Source organism: Zavarzinia marina (assembly GCF_021568905.1).
Lineage (GTDB): Bacteria > Pseudomonadota > Alphaproteobacteria > Zavarziniales > Zavarziniaceae > Zavarzinia > Zavarzinia marina.
The window spans coordinates 549,894-575,609 of the sequence record NZ_JAKGSB010000001.1 but is presented as its reverse complement, the minus strand read 5'-3'; the positions used below and the strand labels follow the sequence as shown (position 1 = coordinate 575,609).

Annotated in this window: 20 protein-coding genes and 2 tRNA genes; 5 read left to right on the top strand and 17 right to left on the bottom strand. The window is 66.9% G+C overall.

What is annotated here, in order from left to right; all coding sequences use genetic code 11:
• Window positions 1–98 precede the first annotated feature (98 nt).
• From L2U69_RS02730 to L2U69_RS02670, 13 genes are all read right to left on the bottom strand, one after another.
• Window positions 99–374, bottom strand: a complete 276-nt coding sequence (locus tag L2U69_RS02730; RefSeq protein ID WP_236104810.1) for an HU family DNA-binding protein — start codon at window positions 372–374, stop codon at window positions 99–101.
• 182 nt (window positions 375–556) lie between these two features.
• Entirely contained in the window at window positions 557–2,968 is a 2,412-nt protein-coding gene (gene lon, locus L2U69_RS02725) for an endopeptidase La (RefSeq protein WP_236104809.1), read from the bottom strand.
• Window positions 2,969–3,174: 206 nt separating this feature from the next.
• The gene (gene clpX / locus L2U69_RS02720) at window positions 3,175–4,440 is read right to left on the bottom strand and encodes an ATP-dependent Clp protease ATP-binding subunit ClpX (protein ID WP_236104808.1); all 1,266 of its coding nucleotides are present in this window, start codon (window positions 4,438–4,440) and stop codon (window positions 3,175–3,177) included.
• A gap of 368 nt (window positions 4,441–4,808) precedes the next feature.
• Entirely contained in the window at window positions 4,809–5,447 is a 639-nt protein-coding gene (gene clpP / locus L2U69_RS02715; RefSeq protein ID WP_236104807.1) for an ATP-dependent Clp endopeptidase proteolytic subunit ClpP, read from the bottom strand.
• A gap of 235 nt (window positions 5,448–5,682) precedes the next feature.
• Window positions 5,683–7,011 carry a trigger factor gene (gene tig / locus L2U69_RS02710; RefSeq protein WP_236104806.1) on the bottom strand — a complete coding sequence of 443 codons (1,329 nt, stop codon included), beginning with the start codon at window positions 7,009–7,011 and terminating at the stop codon, window positions 5,683–5,685.
• A gap of 23 nt (window positions 7,012–7,034) precedes the next feature.
• A tRNA-Leu gene (locus L2U69_RS02705) sits at window positions 7,035–7,119 on the bottom strand.
• 54 nt (window positions 7,120–7,173) lie between these two features.
• Window positions 7,174–8,676, bottom strand: a complete 1,503-nt coding sequence (locus L2U69_RS02700) for an NAD(P)H-hydrate dehydratase (protein WP_236104805.1) — start codon at window positions 8,674–8,676, stop codon at window positions 7,174–7,176.
• Window positions 8,673–9,227, bottom strand: a complete 555-nt coding sequence (locus tag L2U69_RS02695) for a histidine phosphatase family protein (RefSeq protein ID WP_236104804.1) — start codon at window positions 9,225–9,227, stop codon at window positions 8,673–8,675. Before L2U69_RS02695 ends, L2U69_RS02700 begins: the two co-directional genes overlap by 4 nt.
• A complete protein-coding gene (locus L2U69_RS02690) occupies window positions 9,224–9,553 on the bottom strand; it encodes a hypothetical protein (RefSeq protein WP_236104803.1) in 330 nt (109 codons plus the stop codon). The genes L2U69_RS02695 and L2U69_RS02690 overlap by 4 nt, the downstream gene beginning before the upstream one ends.
• Before the next feature lie 11 nt (window positions 9,554–9,564).
• On the bottom strand, window positions 9,565–10,578 hold the full coding sequence (locus tag L2U69_RS02685) for a CorA family divalent cation transporter (RefSeq protein ID WP_236104802.1): 1,014 nt from the start codon (window positions 10,576–10,578) through the stop codon (window positions 9,565–9,567).
• Window positions 10,579–10,674: 96 nt separating this feature from the next.
• Window positions 10,675–11,769: a glycoside hydrolase family 5 protein gene (locus L2U69_RS02680; RefSeq protein WP_236104801.1), complete on the bottom strand. Its 1,095-nt coding sequence runs from the start codon at window positions 11,767–11,769 to the stop codon at window positions 10,675–10,677.
• Between the two features lie 111 nt (window positions 11,770–11,880).
• Window positions 11,881–11,957 (bottom strand) — tRNA-His (locus L2U69_RS02675).
• Between the two features lie 58 nt (window positions 11,958–12,015).
• The gene (locus tag L2U69_RS02670) at window positions 12,016–13,188 is read right to left on the bottom strand and encodes an aminotransferase (RefSeq protein WP_236104800.1); all 1,173 of its coding nucleotides are present in this window, start codon (window positions 13,186–13,188) and stop codon (window positions 12,016–12,018) included.
• A 258-nt stretch (window positions 13,189–13,446) separates the two neighbouring features.
• Between L2U69_RS02670 and L2U69_RS02665 the strand changes: the two genes are divergently transcribed.
• A complete protein-coding gene (locus L2U69_RS02665; protein WP_236104799.1) occupies window positions 13,447–13,785 on the top strand; it encodes a P-II family nitrogen regulator in 339 nt (112 codons plus the stop codon).
• Window positions 13,786–13,837: 52 nt separating this feature from the next.
• A complete protein-coding gene (glnA, locus tag L2U69_RS02660) occupies window positions 13,838–15,247 on the top strand; it encodes a type I glutamate--ammonia ligase (RefSeq protein WP_236104798.1) in 1,410 nt (469 codons plus the stop codon).
• Between the two features lie 98 nt (window positions 15,248–15,345).
• On the opposite strand, the gene L2U69_RS02655 is transcribed toward glnA, so the two are convergent.
• From L2U69_RS02655 to L2U69_RS02645, 3 genes are all read right to left on the bottom strand, one after another.
• Window positions 15,346–16,929, bottom strand: coding sequence for a PEP/pyruvate-binding domain-containing protein (locus L2U69_RS02655; RefSeq protein ID WP_236104797.1), 1,584 nt, complete (start codon window positions 16,927–16,929; stop codon window positions 15,346–15,348).
• Complete coding sequence (locus L2U69_RS02650; RefSeq protein ID WP_236104796.1) at window positions 16,926–18,863, bottom strand: hypothetical protein; 1,938 nt, start codon at window positions 18,861–18,863, stop codon at window positions 16,926–16,928. The genes L2U69_RS02655 and L2U69_RS02650 overlap by 4 nt, the downstream gene beginning before the upstream one ends.
• 301 nt (window positions 18,864–19,164) lie before the next feature.
• Window positions 19,165–19,593, bottom strand: coding sequence for an acyl-CoA thioesterase (locus L2U69_RS02645; protein ID WP_236104795.1), 429 nt, complete (start codon window positions 19,591–19,593; stop codon window positions 19,165–19,167).
• Window positions 19,594–19,671: 78 nt separating this feature from the next.
• On the opposite strand from L2U69_RS02645, the gene parE reads away from it, so the two are divergent.
• The 3 genes from parE (at window position 19,672) to L2U69_RS02630 (ending at window position 23,966) form a co-directional block, all read left to right on the top strand.
• On the top strand, window positions 19,672–21,648 hold the full coding sequence (gene parE / locus L2U69_RS02640) for a DNA topoisomerase IV subunit B (RefSeq protein WP_236104794.1): 1,977 nt from the start codon (window positions 19,672–19,674) through the stop codon (window positions 21,646–21,648).
• A gap of 13 nt (window positions 21,649–21,661) precedes the next feature.
• Window positions 21,662–22,216, top strand: a complete 555-nt coding sequence (locus tag L2U69_RS02635; protein WP_236104793.1) for a hypothetical protein — start codon at window positions 21,662–21,664, stop codon at window positions 22,214–22,216.
• 217 nt (window positions 22,217–22,433) lie between these two features.
• Complete coding sequence (locus L2U69_RS02630; RefSeq protein ID WP_236104792.1) at window positions 22,434–23,966, top strand: DEAD/DEAH box helicase; 1,533 nt, start codon at window positions 22,434–22,436, stop codon at window positions 23,964–23,966.
• A 99-nt stretch (window positions 23,967–24,065) separates the two neighbouring features.
• Here L2U69_RS02630 and L2U69_RS02625 read toward each other — a convergent pair whose 3' ends face one another.
• On the bottom strand, window positions 24,066–25,517 hold the full coding sequence (locus L2U69_RS02625) for a coniferyl aldehyde dehydrogenase (RefSeq protein WP_236104791.1): 1,452 nt from the start codon (window positions 25,515–25,517) through the stop codon (window positions 24,066–24,068).
• Window positions 25,518–25,716 lie beyond the last annotated feature (199 nt).

The window sequence follows — 25,716 nt, the reverse complement described above, 5'->3', positions numbered from 1 at the left end:
CCCCGCCCGGCCCGCCCGGCGGCTGAAAACAGGACCGGCCGCGCCCGGAAGCGCGGCCGGCTCGATCCGTGGCGGCCGCGAGCGGCCGCCCGGCGACATCAGTTCAGCGCGTCCTTCAGGCCCTTGCCCGGACGGAACTTCGGCTGCACCGAAGCGGGGATTTCGATCTTTTCGCCCGTCCGCGGATTGCGGCCCTCGGAAGCGGCGCGCTTGACCGCGTCAAAGGTGCCGAAGCCCACCAGCCGCACGTCGTCGCCAGACTTCAGTGCACTGATGATCGCGTCGAACACGGCATCGACGGCGCGTCCCGCATCCGCCTTCGAAAGGCCCGCGGAGTCGGCGACGGCCGCGATGAGGTCGTTCTTGTTAGCCACTATTGCCCCCTTGATGAGGTTGTTGATCCCGCGAAAAAGTCCGCCGGATTCGCCGAGATCTTAAGAGCCGGCCCCAACCCCGTCAAAGCAAAAACCGAGGAAATCCGCCATTCACAGCGCCAAAAAAACAGGCGCCGCCTTCCGGTCTGCCCCGGAAGGCGGCGCCCCATCCGTTCAGCCGATCAGTGGGCGACCACCGAATCCACGTCCGGACGGCCGTTGGTCGCGGGCTTGGCCTCGGCCTCCGGCGACCATTCGATCGGCTCCACCGGCCGGGTCAGGGCCCGGGCCAGCACCTCGTCGACGGTCGAGACCGGCACGATCTCCAGGCCGGACTTCACATTGTCCGGGATTTCGGCCAGGTCCTTCTCGTTGTCCTTCGGAATGAGCACCGTCTTGATGCCGCCCCGCAGGGCCGCCAGCAGCTTCTCCTTCAGGCCACCGATCGGGAACACCCGGCCGCGCAGCGTGATCTCGCCGGTCATGGCGATGTCGCGCCGAACCGGGATCTGCGTCAGCACCGAGACGATCGAGGTTACCATGCCCACACCTGCCGAGGGGCCGTCCTTCGGGGTCGCCCCCTCGGGCACGTGAACGTGGATGTCGCTCTTGTCGAAGGCCGTCGGCTTGATGCCGAAGGAGACGGCCCGGCTGCGCACGTAGGAGGTCGCGGCCGAGATCGATTCCTGCATCACGTCGCCGAGCTTGCCGGTCGTGGTGACCTTGCCCTTGCCGGGGATCACCACCGCCTCGATCTGCAGCAGCTCGCCGCCGACCTCGGTCCAGGCGAGACCGGTGACGACGCCGACCTGATCCTCCTCGTCGATCTCGCCGAAGCGGAAGCGCCGCACGCCCGCGTATTTCTCCAGGTTCTCCGGGGTCACCGTGATCGAGGCGACACCGTCCTGCAGGATTTCGCGGATGGCCTTGCGGGTCAGGTTGGCGACCTCGCGTTCCAGGCTGCGCACGCCCGCCTCGCGGGTATAGTAACGCACAAGGTCACGAAGAGCCTCGTCCGTGATCGACCATTCGCCCTTCTTGAGGCCGTGTTCCTTCACCTGCTTGTCGATCAGGTGACGGCGGGCGATCTCGATCTTCTCGTCTTCCGTATAGCCGGCGATGCGGATGATCTCCATGCGGTCCAGCAGCGGCTGCGGCATGCGCAGGCTGTTGGCCGTCGTGACGAACATCACGTCCGACAGATCGTAGTCGACTTCGAGATAATGGTCCGCGAAGGTCGCGTTCTGTTCGGGATCCAGCACCTCGAGCAGGGCCGACGACGGGTCGCCGCGGAAATCCTGGCCGAGCTTGTCGATCTCGTCCAGGAGGAACAGCGGGTTGCTCGCCTTGGCCTTCTTCATCGCCTGGATGATCTTGCCGGGCATGGAGCCGATATAGGTGCGCCGGTGGCCGCGGATCTCGGCCTCGTCGCGCACGCCGCCGAGCGACATGCGGATGAACTGCCGTCCCGTCGACTTGGCGATCGACTTGCCGAGCGAGGTCTTGCCGACGCCGGGCGGGCCGACGAGGCACAGGATCGGGCCCTTCACCTTGGTCGCGCGCTGCTGCACGGCCAGATATTCGAGGATCCGTTCCTTGACCTTCTCCAGGCCGTAGTGATCGGTGTCGAGAACCTTCTGGGCCTCGCGGATGTCCTTCTTGATCCTCGACTTCTTGCCCCACGGAATGGACAGCAGCCAGTCGAGATAATTGCGCACCACCGTCGCCTCGGCCGACATCGGGCTCATGGAGCGGAGCTTCTTCACCTCCGCCATGGCCTTTTCGTGGGCTTCCTTCGAGAGCTTGGTCTTGCGGATGCGCTCCTCGATCTCGGCGACCTCGTCGCGGCCCTCCTCGCCCTCGCCCAATTCCTTCTGGATGGCCTTGAGCTGTTCGTTGAGGTAGTACTCGCGCTGGGTCTTCTCCATCTGGCGCTTCACGCGGCTGCGGATCTTCTTCTCGACCTGCAGCACGCCGATCTCGCCCTCCATCAGGCCGTAGACCTTCTCCAGGCGCTCGGAAACCTTGACGATCTCCAGGACGTCCTGCTTGTCGGCGACCTTGGTGGCGAGATGGGAAGCGACGGTATCCGCCAGCTTGGAAGGATCGTCGATCTGGTTGACCGAGACCAGGACCTCCGGCGGGACCTTCTTGTTCAGCTTCACGTATTGCTCGAACTGCGACACGACCGAGCGGGCCAGCGCGTCGACCTCGCGCTTGTCGCTGTCCTCGTCGTCGACGGTGACGGCGCGGGCCTGGAAGAAGGCCTCGTTCTCGACGAAGTCGGTGATGCGCGCGCGCGCGCCGCCCTCGACCAGCACCTTCACGGTGCCGTCCGGCAGTTTCAGGAGCTGCAGGACCGAGGCGATGGTACCGACGTCATAGACGTCCTTCTCGGTCGGATTGTCCTGGGCGGCATTGCGCTGGGCGACCAGCAGGATCTGCTTGTCGTCCTTCATCACATCCTCGAGCGCGCGGACCGATTTCTCGCGGCCGACGAAGAGGGGGACGATCATATGGGGGAAGACCACGATGTCCCGGAGGGGCAACACCGCATAGGTCTGGGCCTGACCTTTTTCGATACTCGTGCTCATGGGCTGTCTTTCGTCATGGGCCGATCCGGAACGGCCCTCGAAGACGGCACCGCTCCCGTCGCCCTCGTGGGGACAGGCTTCCGGCGCGTTCCCCCGAAAAGCGGGGCCTTGGGGAGGACAGGAACGCCACCTGAATCGTTAACGAGATGTGGTTGGCGGCGCCCCGCTTCAAGGGGGCGCCGTCAGAGGGGCCGTATGTCGCCCCGTCAGGCACCGCTCGCCTTGTCTTCACGCCGCTCGGCGTAGGAATAGAGCGGATGCGCCCTGCCCTCCACCACCTCGGCGTTGACCACCACTTCCTCGACGCCGTCGAGGGCGGGCAGGTCGTACATCGTGTCGAGCAGGATGCTCTCCATGATGGAGCGCAAGCCACGAGCGCCGGTCTTGCGGGCGATCGCCCTGCGGGCGACGGCGCGCAACGCGTCCTCGGTGAAGCTGAGCTTCGCGCTCTCCATGTCGAAGAGACGCTGATACTGCTTGAGCAGCGCGTTCTTCGGCTCGGACAGGATTTCCACGAGGGCGTCTTCCGACAGGTCGTTCAGGGTGGCGAGCACCGGCAGACGGCCGACGAATTCGGGGATCAGGCCGAATTTCAGCAGATCCTCCGGCTCGACGTCGCGCAGGATTTCGCCCGTGCCGCGATCGTCCGGGCCCTTCACCTCGGCACCGAAGCCGATCGACTTGCCCTGGCGGCGCCCGGCGATGATCTTCTCGAGGCCGGCGAAGGCACCGCCGCAGATGAACAGGATGTTGGTCGTGTCCACCTGCAGGAATTCCTGCTGCGGATGCTTGCGCCCGCCCTGGGGCGGCACGCTGGCGACCGTGCCTTCCATGATCTTCAGAAGGGCCTGCTGCACCCCCTCGCCCGAGACGTCGCGGGTGATCGAGGGGTTGTCCGACTTCCGCGAGATCTTGTCGACCTCGTCGATGTAGACGATGCCGCGCTGCGCCCGCTCGACGTTGTAGTCGGCGGCCTGGAGCAGCTTGAGGATGATGTTCTCCACATCCTCGCCCACATAGCCCGCTTCGGTCAGGGTCGTCGCGTCGGCCATGGTGAACGGCACGTCGAGGATCCGCGCCAGGGTCTGGGCCAGCAGGGTCTTGCCGCAGCCGGTCGGGCCGATCAGCAGGATGTTCGACTTGGCCAGTTCGACGTCGTTGTTCTTGGTCGCGTGGCTGAGACGCTTGTAGTGGTTGTGAACGGCGACCGAAAGCACGCGCTTGGCGTGGTTCTGGCCGATCACGTAATCATCCAGCACCCGGCAGATATCCTGCGGGGTGGGAACGCCTTCGCGTCCCTTCACGAGGGTCGACTTGTGCTCCTCGCGGATGATGTCCATGCACAGCTCGACGCATTCATCGCAGATGAATACCGTCGGGCCGGCGATGAGCTTGCGCACCTCGTGCTGGCTCTTCCCGCAGAAAGAGCAGTACAGGGTGTTTTTGGAGTCGCTGCCGCTGAGCTTGGTCATCTTCACTCCGTCCCATTCCCCGCCGCCTCGATCGTAGAAGTCTTTTTGTGCATTGCACAAGACCTTTACGAGACCGACTTTCGTCCGACCGGACGACGAGCGCCGAGAAGCGCCTGTTGGTGGCGCGGCGACGGCCCGGCCCATCGGGGCGCGAGTCAGGCACCGCTCCGGTGCCAACCATGCTCCGATACGAGCACGGCCCATGGCTGACTATCAAGTCATGTTTAACCTCGAAGACATTGCTTCGAGGTAAACGTTTAAACCGTTGCGGGAGGAAATCCCGCGACGGGAATTTCCCTTTCGCGGGAGAAAATCCCGCAACGTGATTTTCGGGAGCGCAGAGCCTTCGCCCCGCCCCCGGCGGCCGATCAGGCGGCCGCCTTGTCCGCCTCGGGATCCGGCCGGCCGGTATAGACCTGGTCGATCAGGCCGAAGTCCTTGGCCTGATCCGGGCTCATGAAATTATCGCGTTCCAGCGCCTGCTCGATCTTGTCGACGCTCTGGCCGGTGTGCTGGACGTAGATCTCGTTCAGCCGTTTCCTGAGCGCCAGGATCTCCTTGGCCTGGATCTCGATGTCGGTCGCCTGACCCTGGGCCCCGCCGGACGGCTGGTGGACCATGATCCGCGAGTTCGGCAGCGAGATGCGCATGCCCGGCGCGCCCGCTGCCAGCAGCAGCGAACCCATCGAACAGGCCTGACCGAAGCACACCGTCGACACCTTCGGCCGGATGTACTGCATCGTGTCGTAGATGCCGAGGCCCGAAGTGACGACGCCGCCCGGCGAATTGATGTAGAGGGCGATGTCCTTCTTCGGGTTCTCGGCTTCGAGGAACAGCAACTGCGCGGTGATCAGCGAAGACACCGCGTCATTGACCGGACCGACCAGAAAGATGATCCGTTCCTTGAGGAGCCGGGAATAGATGTCGAAGGCCCGCTCACCCCGCGAAGTCTGCTCAACCACCATGGGCACCAGGGTGTTCATGGTGAATTCATACGGATCCTGCATCGTCGCCTCGTCTCCTACCCCTGCCCTCGACCGGATACCGAATCCGGCCGGCAGGGCCATGCCCAACCGTTAGCATCTGACGACGCTTCATGGCAATTTCAAGAACCGGCCCGAGGGCCGGCTCTTCCGATCACCGTCGCGCCCACGTTCCCGCCGTCCCGGCGCAGGCGACGCATGGAAAAGAAGCGGGCCCCGGCTTGCGGCCGGGGCCCGTTCATCATGCCTGCGACCGCCCTCAGGCGGCGGCGGATTCGGCGTCCTCGTCCGGATCCTTCTGGAGTTCCTCGAGGCTGACCTCGCGCTCCGTCGTATTGGCTTCGCCGAGCATCAGGTCGACCACCTTCTCCTCGTAGATCGGGGCGCGGAGCTGGGCGCGGGCCTGTTCGTTCTTCGAGAAGAATTCGATCACCTCGCGCTCCTGGCCGGGCCAGCGGCGGGCCTCTTCCATGATCGCCCGGTTCACTTCCTCGGGCTTCACCTGGACGTTGGCGCGGCGCCCGACCTCGGCCAGCAGCAGGCCGAGACGGACGCGGCGGACTGCGATGTCGCGCAGTTCCGCCTGCTTCTCCTCGCTGACGGCCTCGTTCTCCTCGCCCTCGCCTTCACCCTCGCCGAGCTGGCGGGTGATCTGCTGGACCTCGACGGTGACCAGGCTCTCCGGCACTTCGAAATCGTGGCGCGCGGCCAGCGCATCGAGGAGGTCGCGCTTCAGGCGCTGGCGCGACAGGGCGTCGTGCTGGCGCTCGATCTGCTCGCGCATGGCCTTCTTCAGCGCCTCGAGATCGTCGAGACCGAAGCCCTTGGCGAATTCGTCGTCGATCACCACCTCGGCGGCGACCTTCACTTCCTTCACCTCGACGTCGAACACGGCATCCTTGCCGGCCAGTTCCTTCGCGCCGTAGTCGGCCGGGAAGGTCACGTTCACCTTCACGATGTCGCCGGCCTTGGCACCCATGAGCTGTTCCTCGAAGCCCGGGATGAAGCGGCCGGAGCCGATCTCCAGGTCGACGCCGTCGGCGGAACCGCCCTCGAACACTTCACCGTCCAGGCGGCCGACGAAGTCGATGGTCAGGGCGTCGCCTTCCTTGGCGGTGCGGCCTTCCTCGGCGACGAAATTCTTACGCTGGTCGGCGAAGCCCTTCAGCATGGTGTCGACTTCCTCGTCCGAGACGGGGGCGACCAGCTTCTCGAGGGTGATCTCCTTCACGTCGGCCGGCTCGAATTCCGGCAGGATCTCGAAGGACAGCTTGAATTCCAGGTCCTCGCCCTTGCCGGCCTTGGTGACGTCCACCTTGGGCTCGGTCGCGGGGCGCAGGTTCTTCTCGGTCAGGGTCGACTGGATCGACTCGTTGACCTTCTGCTGCAGCACCTCGCCCAGGACGGCCTCGCCATGGGTCTTGGCGATCAGGCTGGCCGGGACCTTGCCGGGGCGGAAGCCCGGCATCTTGATCTTGGTCGAGAGGTCCTTCAGCTTGACCTGCACCTCGGCGTCGATGTCGGCGGCACCGATCGTGATCAGAAATTCGCGCTTAAGGCCGTCGGCGGCGGTCTCGGTAACGTTCATCGCTCTTTCTTCCGGGATCTCTCTGGTGCGGGCGGAGGGACTTGAACCCCCACGACTTGCGCCACCAGAACCTAAATCTGGCGTGTCTACCAATTCCACCACGCCCGCATGTCTTCTCCGTCGCGCCGGAACTGCCGTCGCGACCCTCGGTGGATGCGGGATTTAGCCCGCCTGCCCCATGCCCCGCAAGTGGTTTTCGGCTTTTTCGAGGGCAATCGGCAATCGTTCGACGATATCCTCGGCGATCAGGCCCCGGCCGAAGCCCGCCGCCGCCGCGCCATGCAGCCAGGCCGCCGCCGCCGCCGCCTCGAAAGCCGGCATGCCCTGGGCCAGCAGGCCCGCGATCACCCCCGACAGCACATCGCCGGACCCGGCGGTCGCCAGGGTCGGCGGCGCATTCACATTGATCGCCACTCGTCCGTCCGGCGCCGCGATGCAGGTATCCGCCCCCTTCAGGAGGACGATCGCGCCACTCGCCCCGGCCGCCGCCCGTGCCCGCGCCGCCCGTGATTCGAGGCCGGCCAGTTCCGGAAAGACCCGGGCGAATTCGCCGTCGTGGGGCGTCAGCACCAGAGCCCCCCGTCGGGCCGAGAAGACCGTGTCGCGGGTCCCGCGCAGCACCGTCAGGGCATCCGCGTCCAGCACGACGCCGGCCCCCGAGGCGGCGGCGATCCTCGCGTATTCCAGGGTCTCGGGTCCGATCCCGGCACCGGGGCCGACGACGACGGCATTGCGCCGCCCGTCTTCGAGAAAACGGGCGAAATCCGCCGGCCCGTCGATCGCCGCGACCATGGCCGCGGTCTGGTGGTGGGCGACGACCAGGGCCGCATCCGGCCGGGCGACCGTGGTCACCAGGCCGCTGCCGGCCCGCAGCGCCGCCCGTGCCGCCAGCCGCGCCGCCCCGGTCTGCAGCGCCCCGCCCGCCAGCACCACTGTATGGCCCCGGTCGTATTTGTGACCGTCCATGCCGAGGCGCGGAAAGGATGCCGCCCAGAGGCCCGGCGCGTTCACGGCATGCTCCGGCCCGATCGCGTCGAGGCAGGAGGCCGGAATGCCGATGTCGGCCACCACCAGTTCGCCCATGCGCGCCCGGCCGGGAAACAGGTGGTGGCCGGGCTTGCCCCGAAAGAAGGTCACGGTCAGGGCGGCATCGAACGCCGTGCCCAGAATGGCACCGGTATCGCCGTTCACCCCGCTGGGCAGGTCGACGGCGACGACCTTGGCACCGGCGGGTACGGCCGCGATCATCGCCGCGACCACGCCGTCGACCGCCCGCGCCAGCCCGGCGCCGAAGACCGCGTCGACGATCAGGCCGCAGCCGTCGAGCACCGAGGGCTCGAAAGCGGCGACCGGCCCGGTCCAGGCCGCCGCCGCCAGGGCGGCATCGCCCTTCAGGGCGTCGCGCGGCACCAGGCTGGCCAGGCGGACGTCGAAACCGGCATCGCGCAGCAGGCGCGCCACCACCCAGCCGTCGCCGCCATTGTTGCCGGGCCCGCACAGAACGGCGCAGCGCCGGGCCGGGTGGCGCGCGGCGATGGCGAGGAAGACGGCCCGCCCGGCATTCTCCATCAATGTAATGCCCGGTGTGCCGGCGGCGATTGCCGCGCCGTCCGCCCGGCCCATCTGGGCGACGGTCAGCAGGGCGAGATCGCCGATGCCGCTCATCCCACCATGGTCTCGCGCTGGGCGCCCGTCTCGATCAGGCGGACCCGCCCGGCTTCGAGGCGGAAGCGGTTGATGGAGCAATGGTCGGGCAGGCTCGGGCTGACCCGGTCGTCCCCGGTGGCAAGGCCGATCAGGGCATTGACGACGACGAAATGGGTGACGAAGACCCCGGGCGTCTCGATCCCCGCGAAGAAATCCCCGATCGACCGGCGCCAGGCGATCAGATGATCGGGCTGGTCCGACCATGCGCCATGCAGGAAGCCGGGCAGCCAGGCGCCGCGCTGTTCGAGGGTCAGGCCCGCCGTCGGCACTTCGGCGATGCGCGGTTCGACGCGCGCGATGACGCCGTGGCGCACCTCGACGGCGGCGGCGGTGGCGCGGGCGCGGCGCAGCGGGCTGGTCACCAGATTGCGGGCCTCGTCGGGCGTCAGGCGCTCGGCCATGGCGCGGGCCTGGGCTTCGCCGGTCTCGTCCAGGCCCGGATCGGGATCGACGTGGAAACCCGCGCTCTGGCGGCCGTGACGGATCAGGATGAAATCGATCGCACTCATAATCTCGCCGGCTCCTTCGCCTCGCTCAGGCCATGGGCGAGCAACAGATCCTCCCAGGACGCGAGGTCGAAGACGGCGACCAGGCCGACCGCCGCGGCGCCGCGCTTTCGCGCCGCCTCGCGGTCGACGCGCATCTGCGCGACGACATGGGCGGCGCAGGCCTTGCGCCCCTCGGCATCGGGGAAATCCATATGGCTCGGCAGGCGCCGGGCCTTGCCGTCTCGCCCGACCACCAGGGTCTCATAGGTCCATTTCGGTCCTGCCGCCGCGACCACCCGCAGCGGCGGCGAATAGAAGACCAGGGGGTGAGAAAGCATTTCGGTCATGGCGGGGCGGTTCAGAACAGGTTCAGCCGGCGCAGGCCGAAAAAGGCCAGCACGCCGACCGCGCCCATGCCCAGCATGGTCCACCAGAAGGCATGGGGGCTGACCAGCCCCGGCAGTCCGGCGACATTCATGCCGAAGATGCCGGTGACCAGGGTCATGGGCAGGAACACCGCCGTCAGCACCGAGAGGATCAGCAGGTTGCGGTTGGCCTGTTCCGCCTGCTGCGCCGCCATTTCCTCATAGAGCAGCTTGGCCCGTTCCTGGGCCGAGACCAGATCGTCGACCACGGCGCCCAATTGCTCGATCGCATCGCGGAGGTCGGCCGCATCCTCGTCGTCGAAGAAGGCGGGCGGGCGGGCGCAGACCTGGAACACGGCGCGGCGCTTCAGGGCGAGATGGCGATGCAGGCGGACGGCGAAACGGCGCACCGCGCCCAGATCCTCGCGCGCGCTGGATTTCCGGCCTTCGAGCAGACGATCCTCGATGTCGTCGAGGCCGACGATCAGTTCGACCACGGCCATTTCGACCGTCTCCGCCAGATTGTGCAGCATGGTGACGACCAGATCGGCCGGCCCGCGCACCTTCAGCCCGTCATAGAGCGCGCGGCGCATCCGGTCCATGGTGCGGGACGGGTGGCGCCGGGCGCTGATCACCAGCCTGTCCGAGCCCAGAATCCGCACCGTGGAGATTTCCGTCAGGTCCGGATCGATGTCGTAGAGCATGTCGGTGAAGACGCCGAACAGGAAGCCGTTGTGCTGTTCGAGCCGGGTGCGCACATCGCTGGCGCCCAATTCATGGCGCAGATCCTCGGGGATCCGTTCGGCCTGGGCAATCCATTCGCGGGTCCGCCGGACCGAAAGGTCGAGATGCAGCCAGACGAATCCCTCCGGACTCGCCATGGCATCGATGACGGCGTCCCAGCCGACCAGGCGCCGGCCCTGGCCGTCGATCATGTGAAACGCAAAGACGATGCCGTCGCGCCGCTCCGGCAATTCGACCAGCGGATTCCGGGCAAGCTCGATCATCGCGCAGGATCCCTCGGGGAAGCGGCCCCCTCTTGCCGTCGGCCGCTCCGTCCGCCCCCAGTCTCACAAACCACGACGCCGGTCAACCGACGCATGTCAAGGACCCGGCGCCAGCAGCGGGCGGAGCAGCGCCAGCTTGCCCTCGATCGGCCGCCATTGCGCATCCATCAGGGCATAGGGCTGGCCCCCGCCCCCGTTCCAGCACCAGAGCGCCATGGAAATCCCCGCATGGCCGCCCGCCGGCGCGCAATAGTCGAGAAATGCGGTCAGCCAGCGCCGCTCGTTCAGATAGTCGGGCCAGCCCGGCGGCGAGAGGCGGCCGTCGGCATCATCGAAACCGAAGGCGCCGCCGAATTCGCCGACCCAGACAGGGGCGATTTCCGCCTCGTGGATGAAACCCCAGGCGGCCCGGAACACCGCCGGCAGATTATCCGGATAGTCGTCCACCCGATTGACGACGCTGCGCAGCCAGGGCTGATAGCCCGAGGTCTGGCCGTATTCATGGGGCGCATAGACCAGCCGGCCGGGCCGCGCCAGCTTTACCGGCCGGCGCTCCACACCGCGCAGGTTGCCGCCCCACCAATGGACGGTGTCGCGATAGCGCGCGACGCCCTGAACGAAGATCAGCCAATGGGGGGCGACCTCGTGCAGCCGGTCGCCGCAGGTCTCGGCATAGGAGGCCCAGGTCTCCCAATCCAGCGTATGCGGTTCGTTATAGAGATCGGCGCCGATCACGGCCGGATGGCCGCCATAGACGGAAGCGAGCCGGCGCCAGCGGTCGATCCAGCGCCCGATCGGCCCACCACCCAGGGGATCGCCGTCGATCCCGGACGATTCGGTTCGCTGATGCATGTCCAGAATCACCCGAAGGCCGATCTCGGCGCAGCGGTCCAGGATCTTGCGCAGGATCTGATGGGCATTGCGCCCGACGAGATCCGGATTCTTGCCGAAATCGACGGCGCCCCGCTTCGGCCAGCGCAGCATGCTCTCGGCCAATATGCCCGACAGCGGCAGGCGCAGGCTGTTGAAGCCCATGGACCGGATCGAGTCGAGAATGTCCTTCCAGTTCATGGCCCAAAGGCCATGGGGCACGAAGGTTTCCTCGTTGGCGCCGTACCAGGACACCGAGACCAGACGAAAATCACGCCCGTCCGCGTCCAGAATCCGATTGCCGCTGGTGGTGAGATACATCCGAAAGGCAGGCCCGCTGTTCCAGGGGCAGGCTACAAGCCCCACCGACGGGCGCCAAGCCGCTTGTCGGTGACCGCGCGAGAGGATCGGACAGCAGGATGTCGAAGGGAATGGGGCGAGTGACCGGTCTCGAACCGGCGACCTCCAGAGCCACAATCTGGCGCTCTAACCAACTGAGCTACACCCGCCACAGAGGCCGTGCGTATACGCCCCCCGGCCCCGCTCGTCAAGCCGCCGAGACGTCCTTCAGGCCGCCGGGCGCAATTTCCGGCGCAGGCGGTCGACGGCGGCGTCGAGGACCGCGTCCTTCTTGCAGAAGCAGAAGCGGATCAGGTGCCGGGGCACCCCTGCCCCGCCGTCGTAGAAGGCGGAGACCGGGACCGCAGCGACTCCCGCCTCCACCGTCAGCCAGCGACAGAAATCGGTGTCGTCGAGATCGGGGCCGACCCCCGAAATATCGGCCGAGACGAAATAGGCGCCATCGACCGGCAGGCACGAAAAGCCGAGCGAATCGAGCCCCGCCGAAAGCCGCGCGCATTTCGCCGCCAGGGCGGCCCCCAGACCGGCGAAGAAGGCGTCATCCTTGGCAAGACCATGGGCGACGCCGGCCTGCAGGCCCGGCGGCGTGGTGAAGGTCAGGAACTGATGGACCTTGGCGATCACCCCGATCATCGCCGCCGGTCCGGTCAGATAGCCGACCTTCCACCCGGTCAGGGAGAAGGTCTTGCCGGCGGAGCCGACGCGCACCACGCGCTCCCGCATCCCGGGCAGGCAGGCCATGGGAACATGGCGGCGGCCCGGGAACACCAGATGCTCGTAGACCTCGTCGCAAAGCACATAAGCATCATGAGCCCGGGCGAGACCGGCGATCATCGCCAGTTCGTCGGCGGAGAAGACCTTGCCGGTCGGATTCATGGGTGTGTTGAGGACGACGAGCTTGGTCCTTGGGCCGAAGGCGTCGCGGAGTGCCGTCTCGGGAATCGTCCAGTCCGGGGGCTGGAGCCGCACGAGACGCGGCACGGCACCCGCCTGGCGCACGATCGGCAGATAGGAATCATAGAGCGGCTCGAACAGCACCACCTCGTCCCCCGGCTCGAGCAGGGCGAGCAGGCCGGCGGTCAGTGCCTCGGTCGCGCCGGACGTCACCAGGGTCTCGGTCGCCCAGTCGTAGTCGAGGCCGTAGAAGCGCCGCTCGTGCGCGGCAAGCGCCTGGCGCAATGCGGGCAGGCCCATCATCGGCGGATATTGATTGGGACCGTCGACCGTCGCCCGCGCGGCGGCGTCGCGGATGTCCGGGGGACCGTCCTCGTCCGGGAAGCCCTGGCCCAGGTTGATGGCGTCATGCTCGACCGCGAGGGCCGACATCACGGAGAAGATCGTCGTGCCGAGGCCGGCGAAGCTGGCATTGAAGGAACGCATGGTGCGGCGATCATAAGCGTGGGGCGACGCCCCCGCCAGTGTCCGCGAAATGCCCAATCTTTGATCAATCTGAACAATCACTAGACAGTTGCACGCGTCAGCCGTCGCGCAAAGGCCACGTTCCCGCGTATTTTCGAAACGGATTTCCGGGCGGAACCACCGACGGGCAGGCTCGGGCGCCGATTTGGCACGCCCCATGCATATGTAGCGGAGCGGTCCTTCCGACCGTACAAGACCTGCCATAGCGACCCAGGTGCGATGAAAAAAATCGAGGCAATCATCAAGCCTTTCAAGCTCGACGAAGTGAAAGAGGCATTGAACGAAGTGGGGCTCAAGGGCATCACCGTGACCGAGGCCAAGGGTTTCGGTCGCCAGAAGGGCCATACGGAGCTCTATCGCGGCGCCGAATACGTCGTCGACTTTCTTCCCAAGGTGAAACTCGAGATCGTGCTGGAAGACGAACTCGTCGACCGCGCGATCGAGGCCATTCAGACCGCGGCCCGCACGGGCCGTATCGGCGACGGCAAGATTTTCGTCAGCCCTGTCGAGCAGGCCATTCGCATCCGGACCGGCGAAGCCGGCTCGGACGCCATCTGAACACCCTTCACCGCGTTCCAATCAGTCCAACCACGAAACGGGACCTGAGATCATGTCAGACGCCAAGACCGTCCTTCAGACCATCAAGGACAAGGGGATCAAGTACGTCTCCCTGCGTTTCACCGACTTCAAGGGTAAGTGGCAGCATCTGGCGCTCGACGAGAGCGCGGTCGATGAGGATCTGTTCACCGACGGCACCATGTTCGACGGTTCCTCGATCGCCGGCTGGAAGGCGATCAACGAGTCCGACATGATCCTGATGCCGGATCCGTCGACCGCTGTCGTCGATCCGTTCTGCGCCCAGCCGACCCTGGTCATCTTCTGCGACATCATCGAGCCGGCGACCGGCGAAGGCTATACCCGCGACCCGCGTTCGGTCGCGAAGCGCGCCGAAGCCTATGTCTCCTACACCGGCCTCGGCGACACCGTCTATGTCGGTCCGGAAGCCGAGTTCTTCGTGTTCGACGACGTGAAGTTCAAGGTCGCGATGAACAAGGTCTCCTACGAGATCGACGACATCGAAGGCCCCTACAATTCCGACAAGTCGTATGAAAGCGGCAACCTCGGCTATCGTCCGGCGGTCAAGGGCGGCTACTTCCCGGTGCCCCCGGTCGACACCCTGAACGACATGCGCGGCGAAATGCTGTCGGTCATGGGCGAGATGGGTCTGCCGATCGAGAAGCACCACCACGAAGTGGCCGCTTCGCAGCACGAGCTGGGCATCAAGTTCGGCACCATGGTGCGCGCCGCCGACTTCATCCAGATCTACAAATATGTCGTCCAGAACGTCGCCTACCAGTACGGCAAGACCGCGACCTTCATGCCGAAGCCGGTCAAGGGCGACAACGGTTCGGGCATGCACGTGCACCAGTCGATCTGGAAAGACGGCAATTCGACCTTCGCGGGCGACAAATACGCCGGCCTGTCGGAGACCTGCCTCTACTACATCGGTGGCATCATCAAGCACGCGAAGGCCATCAACGCCTTCACCAATCCGACCACCAATTCCTACAAGCGCCTGATCCCGGGCTTCGAGGCCCCCGTGCTGCTGGCCTATTCGGCCCGCAACCGTTCGGCCTCCTGCCGTATCCCCTATGGCACCAGCCCGAAGGCGAAGCGCGTCGAAGTGCGCTTCCCCGACCCGCTGGCGAACCCCTATCTCGCGTTCTCGGCCATGCTGATGGCCGGCGTCGACGGCATCCTGAACAAGATCCATCCGGGCGACCCGATGGACAAGGATCTCTATCACCTGCCGCCGGAAGAGCTGAAGGACATCCCGACCGTCTGCGGCTCGCTGCGTGAAGCCCTCGAGAGCCTGAGCGCCGACCGCGAGTTCCTGACCAAGGGTGGCGTCTTCACCGACGACCTGATCGATGCCTACATCGATCTGAAGATGGAAGAAGTCTACAACTACGAACACACCCCGCATCCGGTGGAGTTCGACATGTATTACACCGCCTGATTTCTCCGGAAATCGGCAAGGTTCGAGGGGCGGCAGCAATGCCGCCCCTCTTTCGTTTCGTTGAGAACCCCCGTCGTCCAGGCAGAAGGTAAGGAAATTCAGCCGGCCTTGCGCCAGCCTTCGATCATCGCCAGCGCTTCCTCGGGCTTCTCGGTCACGATCTCGCGCCGGCCCAGGGTAATCTCTCCCGTTTCGCCGTCGAGGCAGAGCCAATCCCCTTCGCGAAGCGGCTTGCCGCCGATCGTCGCGGTCTCACCGATCACGAGGCCGGCGCAGCCGACAAGACAGGGCTTGCCCATCTGGCGGGCGACGACGGCGGCATGGGCGGTGCGGCCGCCGACGGCGGTCAAGATGCCGGCGGCAACGGCGAAACCCGCGACATCGTCGGTCGAGGTGTCGTGGCGGACCAGGATCACCGGTCCCCCCGCCTCGGCCATGGCGGCAGCCTTCGCACTGTCGAAGGCGACGCGTCCGCAGGCGACGCCCGGCGATGCCGGCACCGCCGTCGCCACCGCTTCGGCCGGTTCGGCGAAACGGCCGACGGCGGCGGCGGCGAGGTCGATCCCCGCCACCCGCTCGAGCGCCGTCGCCTCGTCGATCAGGCCCTCGCTAACGGCATCGACGGCCATGCGCAGCGCGGCGCGCGGCGTCCTTTTGGCGGACCGCGTCTGGAGAAACCACAAGCGTCCCTCCTCGATGGTGAATTCGATGTCCTGCATGTCGGCGAAGGCGCGCTCCAGGCGCTCCGCGCCCCGGCGCAGCGCCGCCGCCTGATCGGGCAGACGGCGCGTCAGCAAGTCGACGTTGCCGGGCACGCGGCGTCCGGCCACCACATCCTCGCCCTGGGCATCGAACAGAAAATCGGCATAGAGCCCGGGCATGCCGGTCGCCGGATTGCGCGAGAAGGCGACCCCGGCCCCCGAACGCCCGCCGGCATTGCCGAAGACCATGACCTGGACCGTCACGGCCGTGCCCTCCAGGCTTTCCAGCCCGTTCAGACGCCGGTATTCGCGCGCCTTGTCGCCGTCCCAGGACCGGAACACGGCCCGTGTCGCCGAAAGCAGCTGGCGCATGGGATCCACCGGCATGGCATGGCCGGTCAAACGCGAAAAGACCGCGAGATAGTCGTGGGCCAGACGCTCCAGCGCCTCGGGATCGAGGTCCGCCTCCCCCGTGACCTGTTCGGACAGCAGCATGGCGCCGAGCCGTTCCTCGAAGGCGGCGGCGGGCACGCCCTCCACCACTTCGCCGAACAATTGGATCAGGCGGCGGTAGCTGTCGAAGGCGAGGCGCGGATTGCCGGTCAGGGCGATCAGGCCGCGCAGGCTCTCGCCATTCAGGCCGACGTCGAGGATGGTCTCCATCATGCCCGGCATGGATTTCGCGGCGCCGGAGCGGACGGAGACCAGCAGCGGCGCCCGGGCATCGCCGAAACGCCGCTCCACCGCCGCCTCCAGGCGGGCGATGCCCTCGGCGAGACCCCGCTCCATGGCCGCGATCGCTTCCGCGTCGCCGGCGTTGACGGCGCGGCACAGGGTGGTCGGCAGGACGAAGGCGGGCGGCACGTCGAGGCCGAGACGGCTCATGCGCCACAGCAGCGCGGCCTTGCCGCCGGCCGCCTCGGGCGTCAGTTCGACGTCGGCCCCGGCGGTGCCGATATAGAGGGGGGCATAGGCGTTCATGCCGAAAGCTCCTCGAGCACGCGGTCGCGGAGCGCAAGCGCGGCATGCAGCAATTGGTCGGTCGCGGTTTCGAGCGCGCGGGCGACATCGCGCCCCAGCAGCAGGACGCGGGCATCGCCGGACGGCACCGAAACCAGGCTGGCGTAACATTCCCGTTCCGCGACGTCGGCGGCGCGCTCCGCCATGGCGACGGCGTCGATCGCCTGAAGCGCCGCCAGGGCATCCGCGCGCTGGCCCTGGGGCAGCCGCGTCGCCGCCTCGACCGCCCGCACCATCTGGCCGCAACTGTCGGTCACGATGTCGGCGAGCCGGGCCAGCGCCGGCGAAGCCAGCGCGGCGGCGAGATCCGGCGGCACCAGACCGATCAGGAAGGCGCCGTCCTCCAGGCAGTCGGTGGCATCCTCGATCTGGTCGATCACGGGGCGGAGCGCATCCGCCTCGCGAAGGCGCGATGCCACTTCGCGCGCGGCGACGGTCAGGCCGTCCGCCTTTTCCTCCAGCCGCTTGCCGCGCAGCGCGAGATCGCGACGTTCGCCGGCGGTGCCGAGACCGGGCGCGGCGACGACGTCGGCGATCGAGGACGCCAGCATCCGGGTCAGGCCCAGATGGCGCACCAGGACCGTGAGCACCGCGCCTTCCGCCGTCTCGAATCGGCGCGACAGATCGGCCTGTATCTCGTCGCGGATGAGGCGCGAGGTGCGGCCGGCCGAAAGCCCCTGAGCGGTGTCGCGCAGCACGTTGCGCAGGAATTCGGCGCAGGCCTCCTCTCCCAGCGCGCTGTCGAGGCGGACGCCGTAAGGGATCCGGCCGGCGGCGATGCGGTGCACCGCCTCGTGGATCAGACTGCCGCCGCCGAGTTCGAGAAAGGCGCGATGGCCGAAATCCTCGCGCGCGCCATAGGTCAGCAGGTCGATGGCGACCGCGCGGCCGACGAAAGCCTGCAACGCCTTCCGGGCCTTGTTCCAGTCGATCAGGAAAACGATGCGCGAGCCGAGGAATTCGAGGAACGTGTCGCGATCCACGGCATCGGCCGCGCCATGGCGGCCGGTCATCAGATAGAACACGTCTTCCGACAGGCCGTCGCCGCGCTGTTCCGCCATCGGCGACCAGGTGACGCCCCGCCCCTCGAACAGCGACATGAAGAATTTCGCGCGCTGGCGGTGGATGTCGGTATAGGTGACGGTGACGCTGCCGGGATCGACATGCACGACCAGGACATGGGCGTCGGTGGTACCGATGTCGTTCTGGATGGTCAGGCGCTCGCCCGCCTTCACCGCCGTGGTGTCGAGGCCGGGATGGCCAAAGGCGAGCGGCTTGGTACGGTTCAGGCCGCGCATGAAGGCACGCACCGCCCCCCGGCTCTCGTCGTCGAGGCCGTGGACGCGGGCACCGTCCAATTCCTCCGCCGCCGTCTCGGCGGCCAGGCGGTTCAGCGCCTTGTGCAGGTCCATGACCAGCAGGTGGACCGTATCGCGTCCGTCGCGGCTGGCGGCGGCCAGGGCCTCGATGGCGGCGGGCGCCAGCATGTCGTCCCCGCCGTCCGGCAGGTCGGCGACGAGGCGCGCCAGGCGCGCGGCCAATTCGTCGGCCGTGCCGCTACCGCCCGCCGACAGCGGCTCCAGCATGGCCTCCAGATCGCCCGCCACGCCCGCCAGCAGGGCGCTGACACCCGGCAGGTGGATTCGCCCCGGTTCGATCGCGCGCGCGTCGGCGACCAGGCGGTCGAACGCCGGATCGTCGAGACCGGCGCTGCGGCGCTCCTCCTCGAAGCGGCGCGGCGCGATCGATGGCGCCCGCGCCTGCATGGCGGCTTCCTGCAGCAGGCTGAGGCGCAGCTTCAGCCGGTCGTTCGCCGCGAGTCCCTTGGCGATCAGCCCGGGCAGCAGCACGGCATGCTCGCCAAGGCGCTCCACGATTTCCAATTTTGCCGTCACGTCACATCCTCCTCCGGGCGATACGCCCCGGATCAAGGTCATTTGATACGCTGCCGCGCGACGGTGCCTTGCGCTAAGTCATTAGTTTCAATGTCATATTTCCTTCACGAAACAGCCATCGTCAAATTGCACACCAACAATGTGCGCGACGACAGGCTGCGGCCCGCGCAATCCGGTTTCAAATGGTCTATCTAAGCGACGGGAGGACCCCACACCTCCCGCCGGACGGCATGGTCCCCCCATATGCCGTCTACGCCCGCCGGCCTCCCCCCGCCGGCGGGCACCGGGACACGGTCGCCTGTTATCCCGCCGGGACCGGACGGGGACGTCCCTCGCCGTCGATGGCGACCATGACGAAGGTTCCTTCGGTCACATGCACGCTCTCGGGCGGGGCCGGTTCGCCGTTCCGCTTGCGGTGGCGCTCGACCCAGGTCTCCAGCTTGACGCGGATCGAGGTCCGGCCGACGCTCGCGATTTCGCCATAGATCGACACCAGATCGCCGATGAAGACGGCCCGGTGAAAGGTCATGGCGTCGATGGCCACGGTGGCCACCCGGCCCTGGGCACGCTGAGCCGCGACGACGCCGGCGGCGATGTCCATATGGCTCAGGATCCAGCCGCCGAAGATGTCGCCGTTGCCGTTCACGTCCTTCGACAGCGGCACCGTGCGGATGACGGGAACCAGTCCGCGTTCGGCCGGATGGACGGGTGGCGGGTTTTCCTTGCTCATGGACAGGCCCCAAGATGTAGGTTAGCCGTAGGGTGATCGATACCCTATACTGCGGTAACCATCAGCCAAAGCGTGACGATGAGCAAATCTGCCGACCTGTTCGATTCGCCCGAACCCAACGACGAGTACTCCGCCAAGGACATCGAGGTACTGGAGGGGCTGGAGCCGGTGCGCCTGCGCCCGGGCATGTATATCGGCGGCACGGACGAGCGCGCCTATCACCATCTTGCGGCCGAGATTCTGGACAATTCCATGGACGAGGCGGTGGCGGGACACGCCAGCCGCATCGAGATGGAGCTCGCCGCCGACGGCAGCCTGACGGTGCGCGACAACGGGCGCGGCATCCCCGTCGATCCGCATCCCAAGTTCGCCGACAAATCCGCCCTCGAGGTCATTCTGACGACGCTGCATTCGGGCGGCAAATTCAAGGGCAAGGCCTATACCACCTCCGGCGGCCTGCACGGCGTCGGCTCCTCGGCGGTGAACGCCCTGTCGGAACGACTGACCATCGAAGTCGCCCGCGACCGCAAGCTCTGGCGCCAGACCTATGCCCAGGGCAAACCGCAGACCCCGCTCCAGTCTCTCGGACCGGTGCACAACCGGCGCGGCACCGCCATCACCTTCAAGCCCGACCCGGTGATCTTCGGCACTCATCTGCATTTCAAGGCCGCGCGCCTCTATCGCATGGCGCGCTCCAAGGCCTATCTGTTCCGGGGAGTCGAGATCCGCTGGTCCTGCGCGCCGGAACTGATCCCCGTGGGCGATCCCACGCCGGCGCAGGACGTGCTGCATTTCCCGGGCGGTCTGGCGGATTTCCTGGCGGCCTCGATCGACGGCCAGCCGACGGTCACGCCCCTGCCCTTCACCGGCCAGGCCCGCCTGCCAGGCAGCGAGGCGGGCGAGGTCGAATGGGCCATCGCCTGGTCGCTCGACGGCGACGCCTTCGTCCATTCCTATTGCAACACCATCCCGACGCCCGAAGGCGGCACCCACGAGGCGGGCCTGCGGGCGGCCCTCGCCCGCGCCCTCAAGGGCTTCGGCGAGTTGACCAACAATCGCAAGGCCGGCCAGATCACGGCGGACGACGTGATCGGCGGCGCCACCATCCTGCTCTCCCTGTTCATCCCGGAACCGCAGTTCCAGGGCCAGACCAAGGAAAAGCTCTCGAACCCCGAAGCCTCGCGCCTCGTCGAGGCGGCGATCAAGGACCGCTTCGAACATTGGCTGACCTCCGATCCCGCGGCCGCCGGCGCGTTGCTCGATCATGTCGTGGCGCGGGCCGAGGAGCGGCTGAAGAAGAAGGCGGACAAGGAGACCAGCCGCAAGACCGCGACGCGGAAGCTCCGCCTGCCCGGCAAATTGTCCGACTGCTCGCGCGATCAGTCTTCGGGAACCGAGATCTTCCTGGTCGAGGGCGATTCCGCCGGCGGCTCCGCCAAGCAGGCGCGCGACCGCGCCACCCAGGCGATCCTGCCGCTGCGCGGCAAGATCCTGAACGTCGCCTCCGCCGCCGCCGGCAAGATGGAGGCGAACCAGGAACTGTCCGACATCGCCCTGGCCCTCGGCTGCGGCATGGGCAGCCGGTTTCGGGAAACGGACCTGCGCTACGAGCGCATCATCATCATGACCGATGCCGATGTGGACGGCGCCCATATCGCCTCGCTGCTGATGACCTTCTTCTGGCGCGAGATGCCTGGGCTGATCCGCTCCGGCCATCTCTACCTCGCCATGCCGCCGCTCTATCGGATCGCCCAGGGCGCCAAGACCGTCTATGCCATGGACGACGAGGACAAGGAGCGCCGCCTGAAGGCTGACTTCAAGGGCAGCGGCAAGATCGAGGTCAGCCGCTTCAAGGGCCTCGGCGAGATGCCTCCCGCGCAATTGCGGGAGACCACGATGGACCGGAACAAGCGTACACTGCTGCGCGTCACCGTGATGGAGGGCGAGGAAGGCGACACCGGCGGTCTCGTCGAGCGCCTGATGGGCAAGAAGGCCGAGACCCGTTTCGCCTTCATCCAGGAAAACGCCGCCCGCGCCACGGATCTCGACATCTGAACGAGGTGAAGCCATGACGTCCTTCGTGCCCAAGATTCTGCCGGCGATCGCCCTCGCGCTGCTCGGCGGGGCCTGCGCCCTGACGCCGATGGTGATCACCCATGAATATCTGGCCGAGGACTTCTACCGTCCGGGCGCCATCAACGCCGCCGTGGTCGACGGCGGCGTACCGACCGTGGTGGTCGGCGCGCCGTTCCCGGACGTCGGGCCGGAAGCCGCCCTCGCGCCCCTGAAGCCGCCTTCGTCGGTCGCCGCCGACCACCTGTCGCCCGCGCCCGAAGGCGCCGGCGGCACCCGCCTCGTCCTGCTGTTCCATCCGGCGCGGCCGGCATCCAGCGGCGAGATGTGCGGCCCGACCCCGCCACTCGCCGCCCTGGCCGGCCCGGCCGGCGGCGAGGGTCTTTCGGTACAGGCCATTCTGTGCCGGGGGTCGACGCAATTGTCCTCCGCCCTCGGGCGGGGGCCGGCGCCGGCCGGCACCGGCGATCCGGCCTATGCCGACATGGTCCAGCAGCTCCTTCTCGTGGTCATGCCGCTGACCGTGCCGATCGACCTGCCCCTGCTCTGACCGGCGCCCCGAGGGTGACTGAATTGCCACGGATGGCCCGGCGCATGCCGGCCCTGCCCGGGCGGCGGTTGACTTGATCGTTCATTCGGCTATCGTCTCGCCGACTATATTTTGTGCATCGCAGCGAGAAATGCCCGACGGATCGCAAGGATCCCAGGGCCCGCCGGAGCCCGATGGTCGGGCGATGCCGATGCCACAGGAAGCGGAACAGGGGTCGATGAGTTTTGAAGAACTGGGCCTCGGCACCGAGGTGCTGCGGGCAGTGGCCGAGGCCGGATATGCCGAACCCACGCCGATTCAGGCCCAGGCCATTCCTCAGGTGCTGCAGGGCCGGGACGTCATGGGCATCGCCCAGACCGGGACCGGCAAGACGGCCTCCTTCACCCTTCCGATGATCGACATCCTGGCCGCCGGCCGCGCCAAGGCGCGCATGCCGCGCTCCCTGATCCTGGAGCCGACGCGCGAACTCGCCGCCCAGGTCGCCGAGAATTTCGAGAAATACGGCAAGTATCACAAGCTCTCCATGGCGCTGCTGATCGGCGGCACCTCGATGGACGAACAGACCAAGAAGCTGGATCGCGGCGTCGACGTGCTGATCGCCACCCCGGGCCGCCTGCTCGACCATTTCGAGCGCGGCCGCATCATGATGCAGGGCATCAAGGTCCTGGTGGTGGACGAAGCCGACCGCATGCTCGACATGGGCTTCATTCCGGATCTGGAGCGGATCTGCGGCCTGCTGCCGGCGAACCGCCAGACCCTGTTCTTCTCCGCGACCATGCTGCCCGAGGTGAAGCGCCTGGCCGACAAGTTCCTGACCCTGCCGGTCGAGATCTCGGTCGCCCGTCCCTCCTCCACCGCGACGACCATCACCCAGGCCTTGACCGTGGTCGAGGAAGAGGACAAGCGCGAGGCGCTGCGCCAGCTCCTGCGCTCGGAAGAGATCCGCAACGCCATCGTCTTCTGCAACCGCAAGCGTGATGTCGACATCGTCGGCAAGTCGCTGAAGAGGCACGGCTTCAATGCCGCCGCCCTGCACGGCGACATGGCGCAGAGCGAGCGCATCGTGGTCCTCGAGCGTTTCAAGGCCGGCGAAGTGCCGATCCTCGTCGCGTCCGACGTCGCCGCGCGCGGCCTCGACGTCGCCGAGATCAGCCATGTCTTCAATTTCGACGTGCCGATCCACGCGGAAGACTACGTCCACCGCATCGGCCGCACCGGCCGCGCCGGTCGCGAGGGCAAGGCCTTCACCCTGGCCAGCCCCTATGACACCAAATTCGTCAAGGCGATCGAGGAATTGACCAAACATTCGATCGATCGCCTGACCATCGACGGTTTCGAGCCCTGCGAACTCCTGTCCGACGCCGAAGCCAAGGCGAAGCGCCGGGGCCGCGGTCGCGGCAAGCCGGCGGCGACCCTGAAGGGCGTGAAGCTCGGCAAGGGCAAACCCGCCGAGGGTGACGCTCCCGCCGCCGAGGACACCCGCCAGCGCAGCCCCCGCGGCAAGCGCAGGAGCGACGACGGCGCCCCCCGCGAGGCCCAGCCGTCCGCGCCCCCGTCCTTCCGCGACGATCGCTCCCGTGATGATCGGTCGCGTGATGACCGCCCGCGCGACGAACAGCGCGGCCGCGACCGCCGGGGCCGGCGCGACGACGATCTGGGCCCCAGCGTGATCGGCTTCGGCGACCATGTGCCGGCCTTCATCCTGCGCCCGGTCTATCCCCAGAAGGAGCGGATGGTGGCGGAGGCCTGAGCCTCCCTCCCCTCGCCTCCCTCCTCTCGCCCCCTTTCCCATCAAAAAACGCGCCGCGGATCCCGCGGCGCGTTTTCTTTCGGGCCCGTCTCGAAGCGGTTACTTCAGCAGGAAGCCGAGCATCCGGTCGATGGTCTTGCCATAGGGCGGACGCATCATGGACAGAAGATTGAACTTCGCCTGATGCATCACCGCCTTCTTGTGGGAGAAGGCGAGGAAACCGTCGTGGCCGTGATAGGCGCCCATGCCCGAGGGGCCGACGCCGCCGAACGGCAGGTCTTCCTGGGCGACATGCATCACCGTCTCGTTGATGCAGGCCCCGCCCGAGGTGGTGCGGTTCATCACCTTGTCCTGGGTCGCCTTGTCGTCCGAGAAGATGTAGAGCGCCAGGGGCCGCGGATGATCGTTGACGTAGTCGATCGCCTCGTCGATCTGGCGATAGGTCTTGATCGGCAGCAGCGGGCCGAAGATCTCGTCCTGCATCACCTTCATGTCGTCGGTGACGTCCATCAGCAGGGTCGGCGGGATCTTGTGGGCCGGCTGCTGATCGAAATTCTCCTTGCCCGGATTGACCTCGATCACCTTGGCGCCCTTGGCCTCGGCATCGGCGATCAGGCCGCGCAGGCGGTCGTAGTGGCGCTGATTGACGACAGAGGTGTAATCGTCATTGTTCTTCAGGGTCGGATAGGACTTCGCCACCTGCTTCTGGAGCTTGCCGACGAATTCGTCGCGCTTGTCGTCCGGCACGAAGACATAGTCGGGCGCCACGCAGGTCTGGCCGGCATTCAGCCACTTGCCCTGCACGATGCTGCCGACGGCCGCGTCCATGCGCATGTTGCGGTCGACGATGGTCGGCGACTTGCCGCCCAGTTCCAGGGTGACGGGCACCAGATTCTCCGCCGCCGCCCGCATCACGTGGCGGCCGATGGAGGTCGCGCCCGTGAACATCAGATGGTCATAGGGCACGCGCGAGAAGGCGACGCCCACTTCCGGCCCGCCGGTGAAGACGGCGAATTCCAGCTCCGAGAAATTCTGCGCGATCACCTTGGCCATCAGTTCCGAGGTTCGCGGCGTGAATTCCGACGGCTTCAGCATGACCCGGTTGCCCGCCGCCAGCGCCGCCGCCGCCGGACCGAAGGCGAGCTGGATCGGATAGTTCCAGGGCGAGATGATGCCGACCACGCCGAGCGGCTGGAAGACGATGCGGTTGGACGCCGGGAAATAATTGATCGAGGTCGGGCGCTTTTCCGGCTTCATCCACTTGGCCACATGCTTGGCCATGTGCTTGATGCCCTCGGCCGTGACGACGAAGTCGGTCAGCAGGGTCTCGTGTTTCGAGCGATGGCCGAAGTCGGCCGAGACCGCCTCGAGGAAAGCGTCCTTATTGTCCATCAGCGCCTTCTTCAGGCGTGCGAGGCGATCGCGCCGCAGCGCGGCATCGGGGGGGCCGGCCTTGATGAAGTCGCGCCGCTGACGGTCCAGAACGTCACGCAACGCGGTGTCGATGTCGGCCGCGCCTTCGGGCTCGAATCGATTTTCCGCCAAACTCATGTTCCCTCTCCTCGAACGCGGGCGTTTTCGCCGATTGATCGAAAGATTATGCGACGGGGCACGCCTCCCCGCAATGTTTTCACCGCCAGTGCAACATGACGTTTTTGTGCAGTGCGGAAAAACCCTGTTGACGGCGAGCCGGACTCGCCGTATCTACGCTTCATGTTGCGGCGCACAATCGAACGTTGGCCAGCCGCTA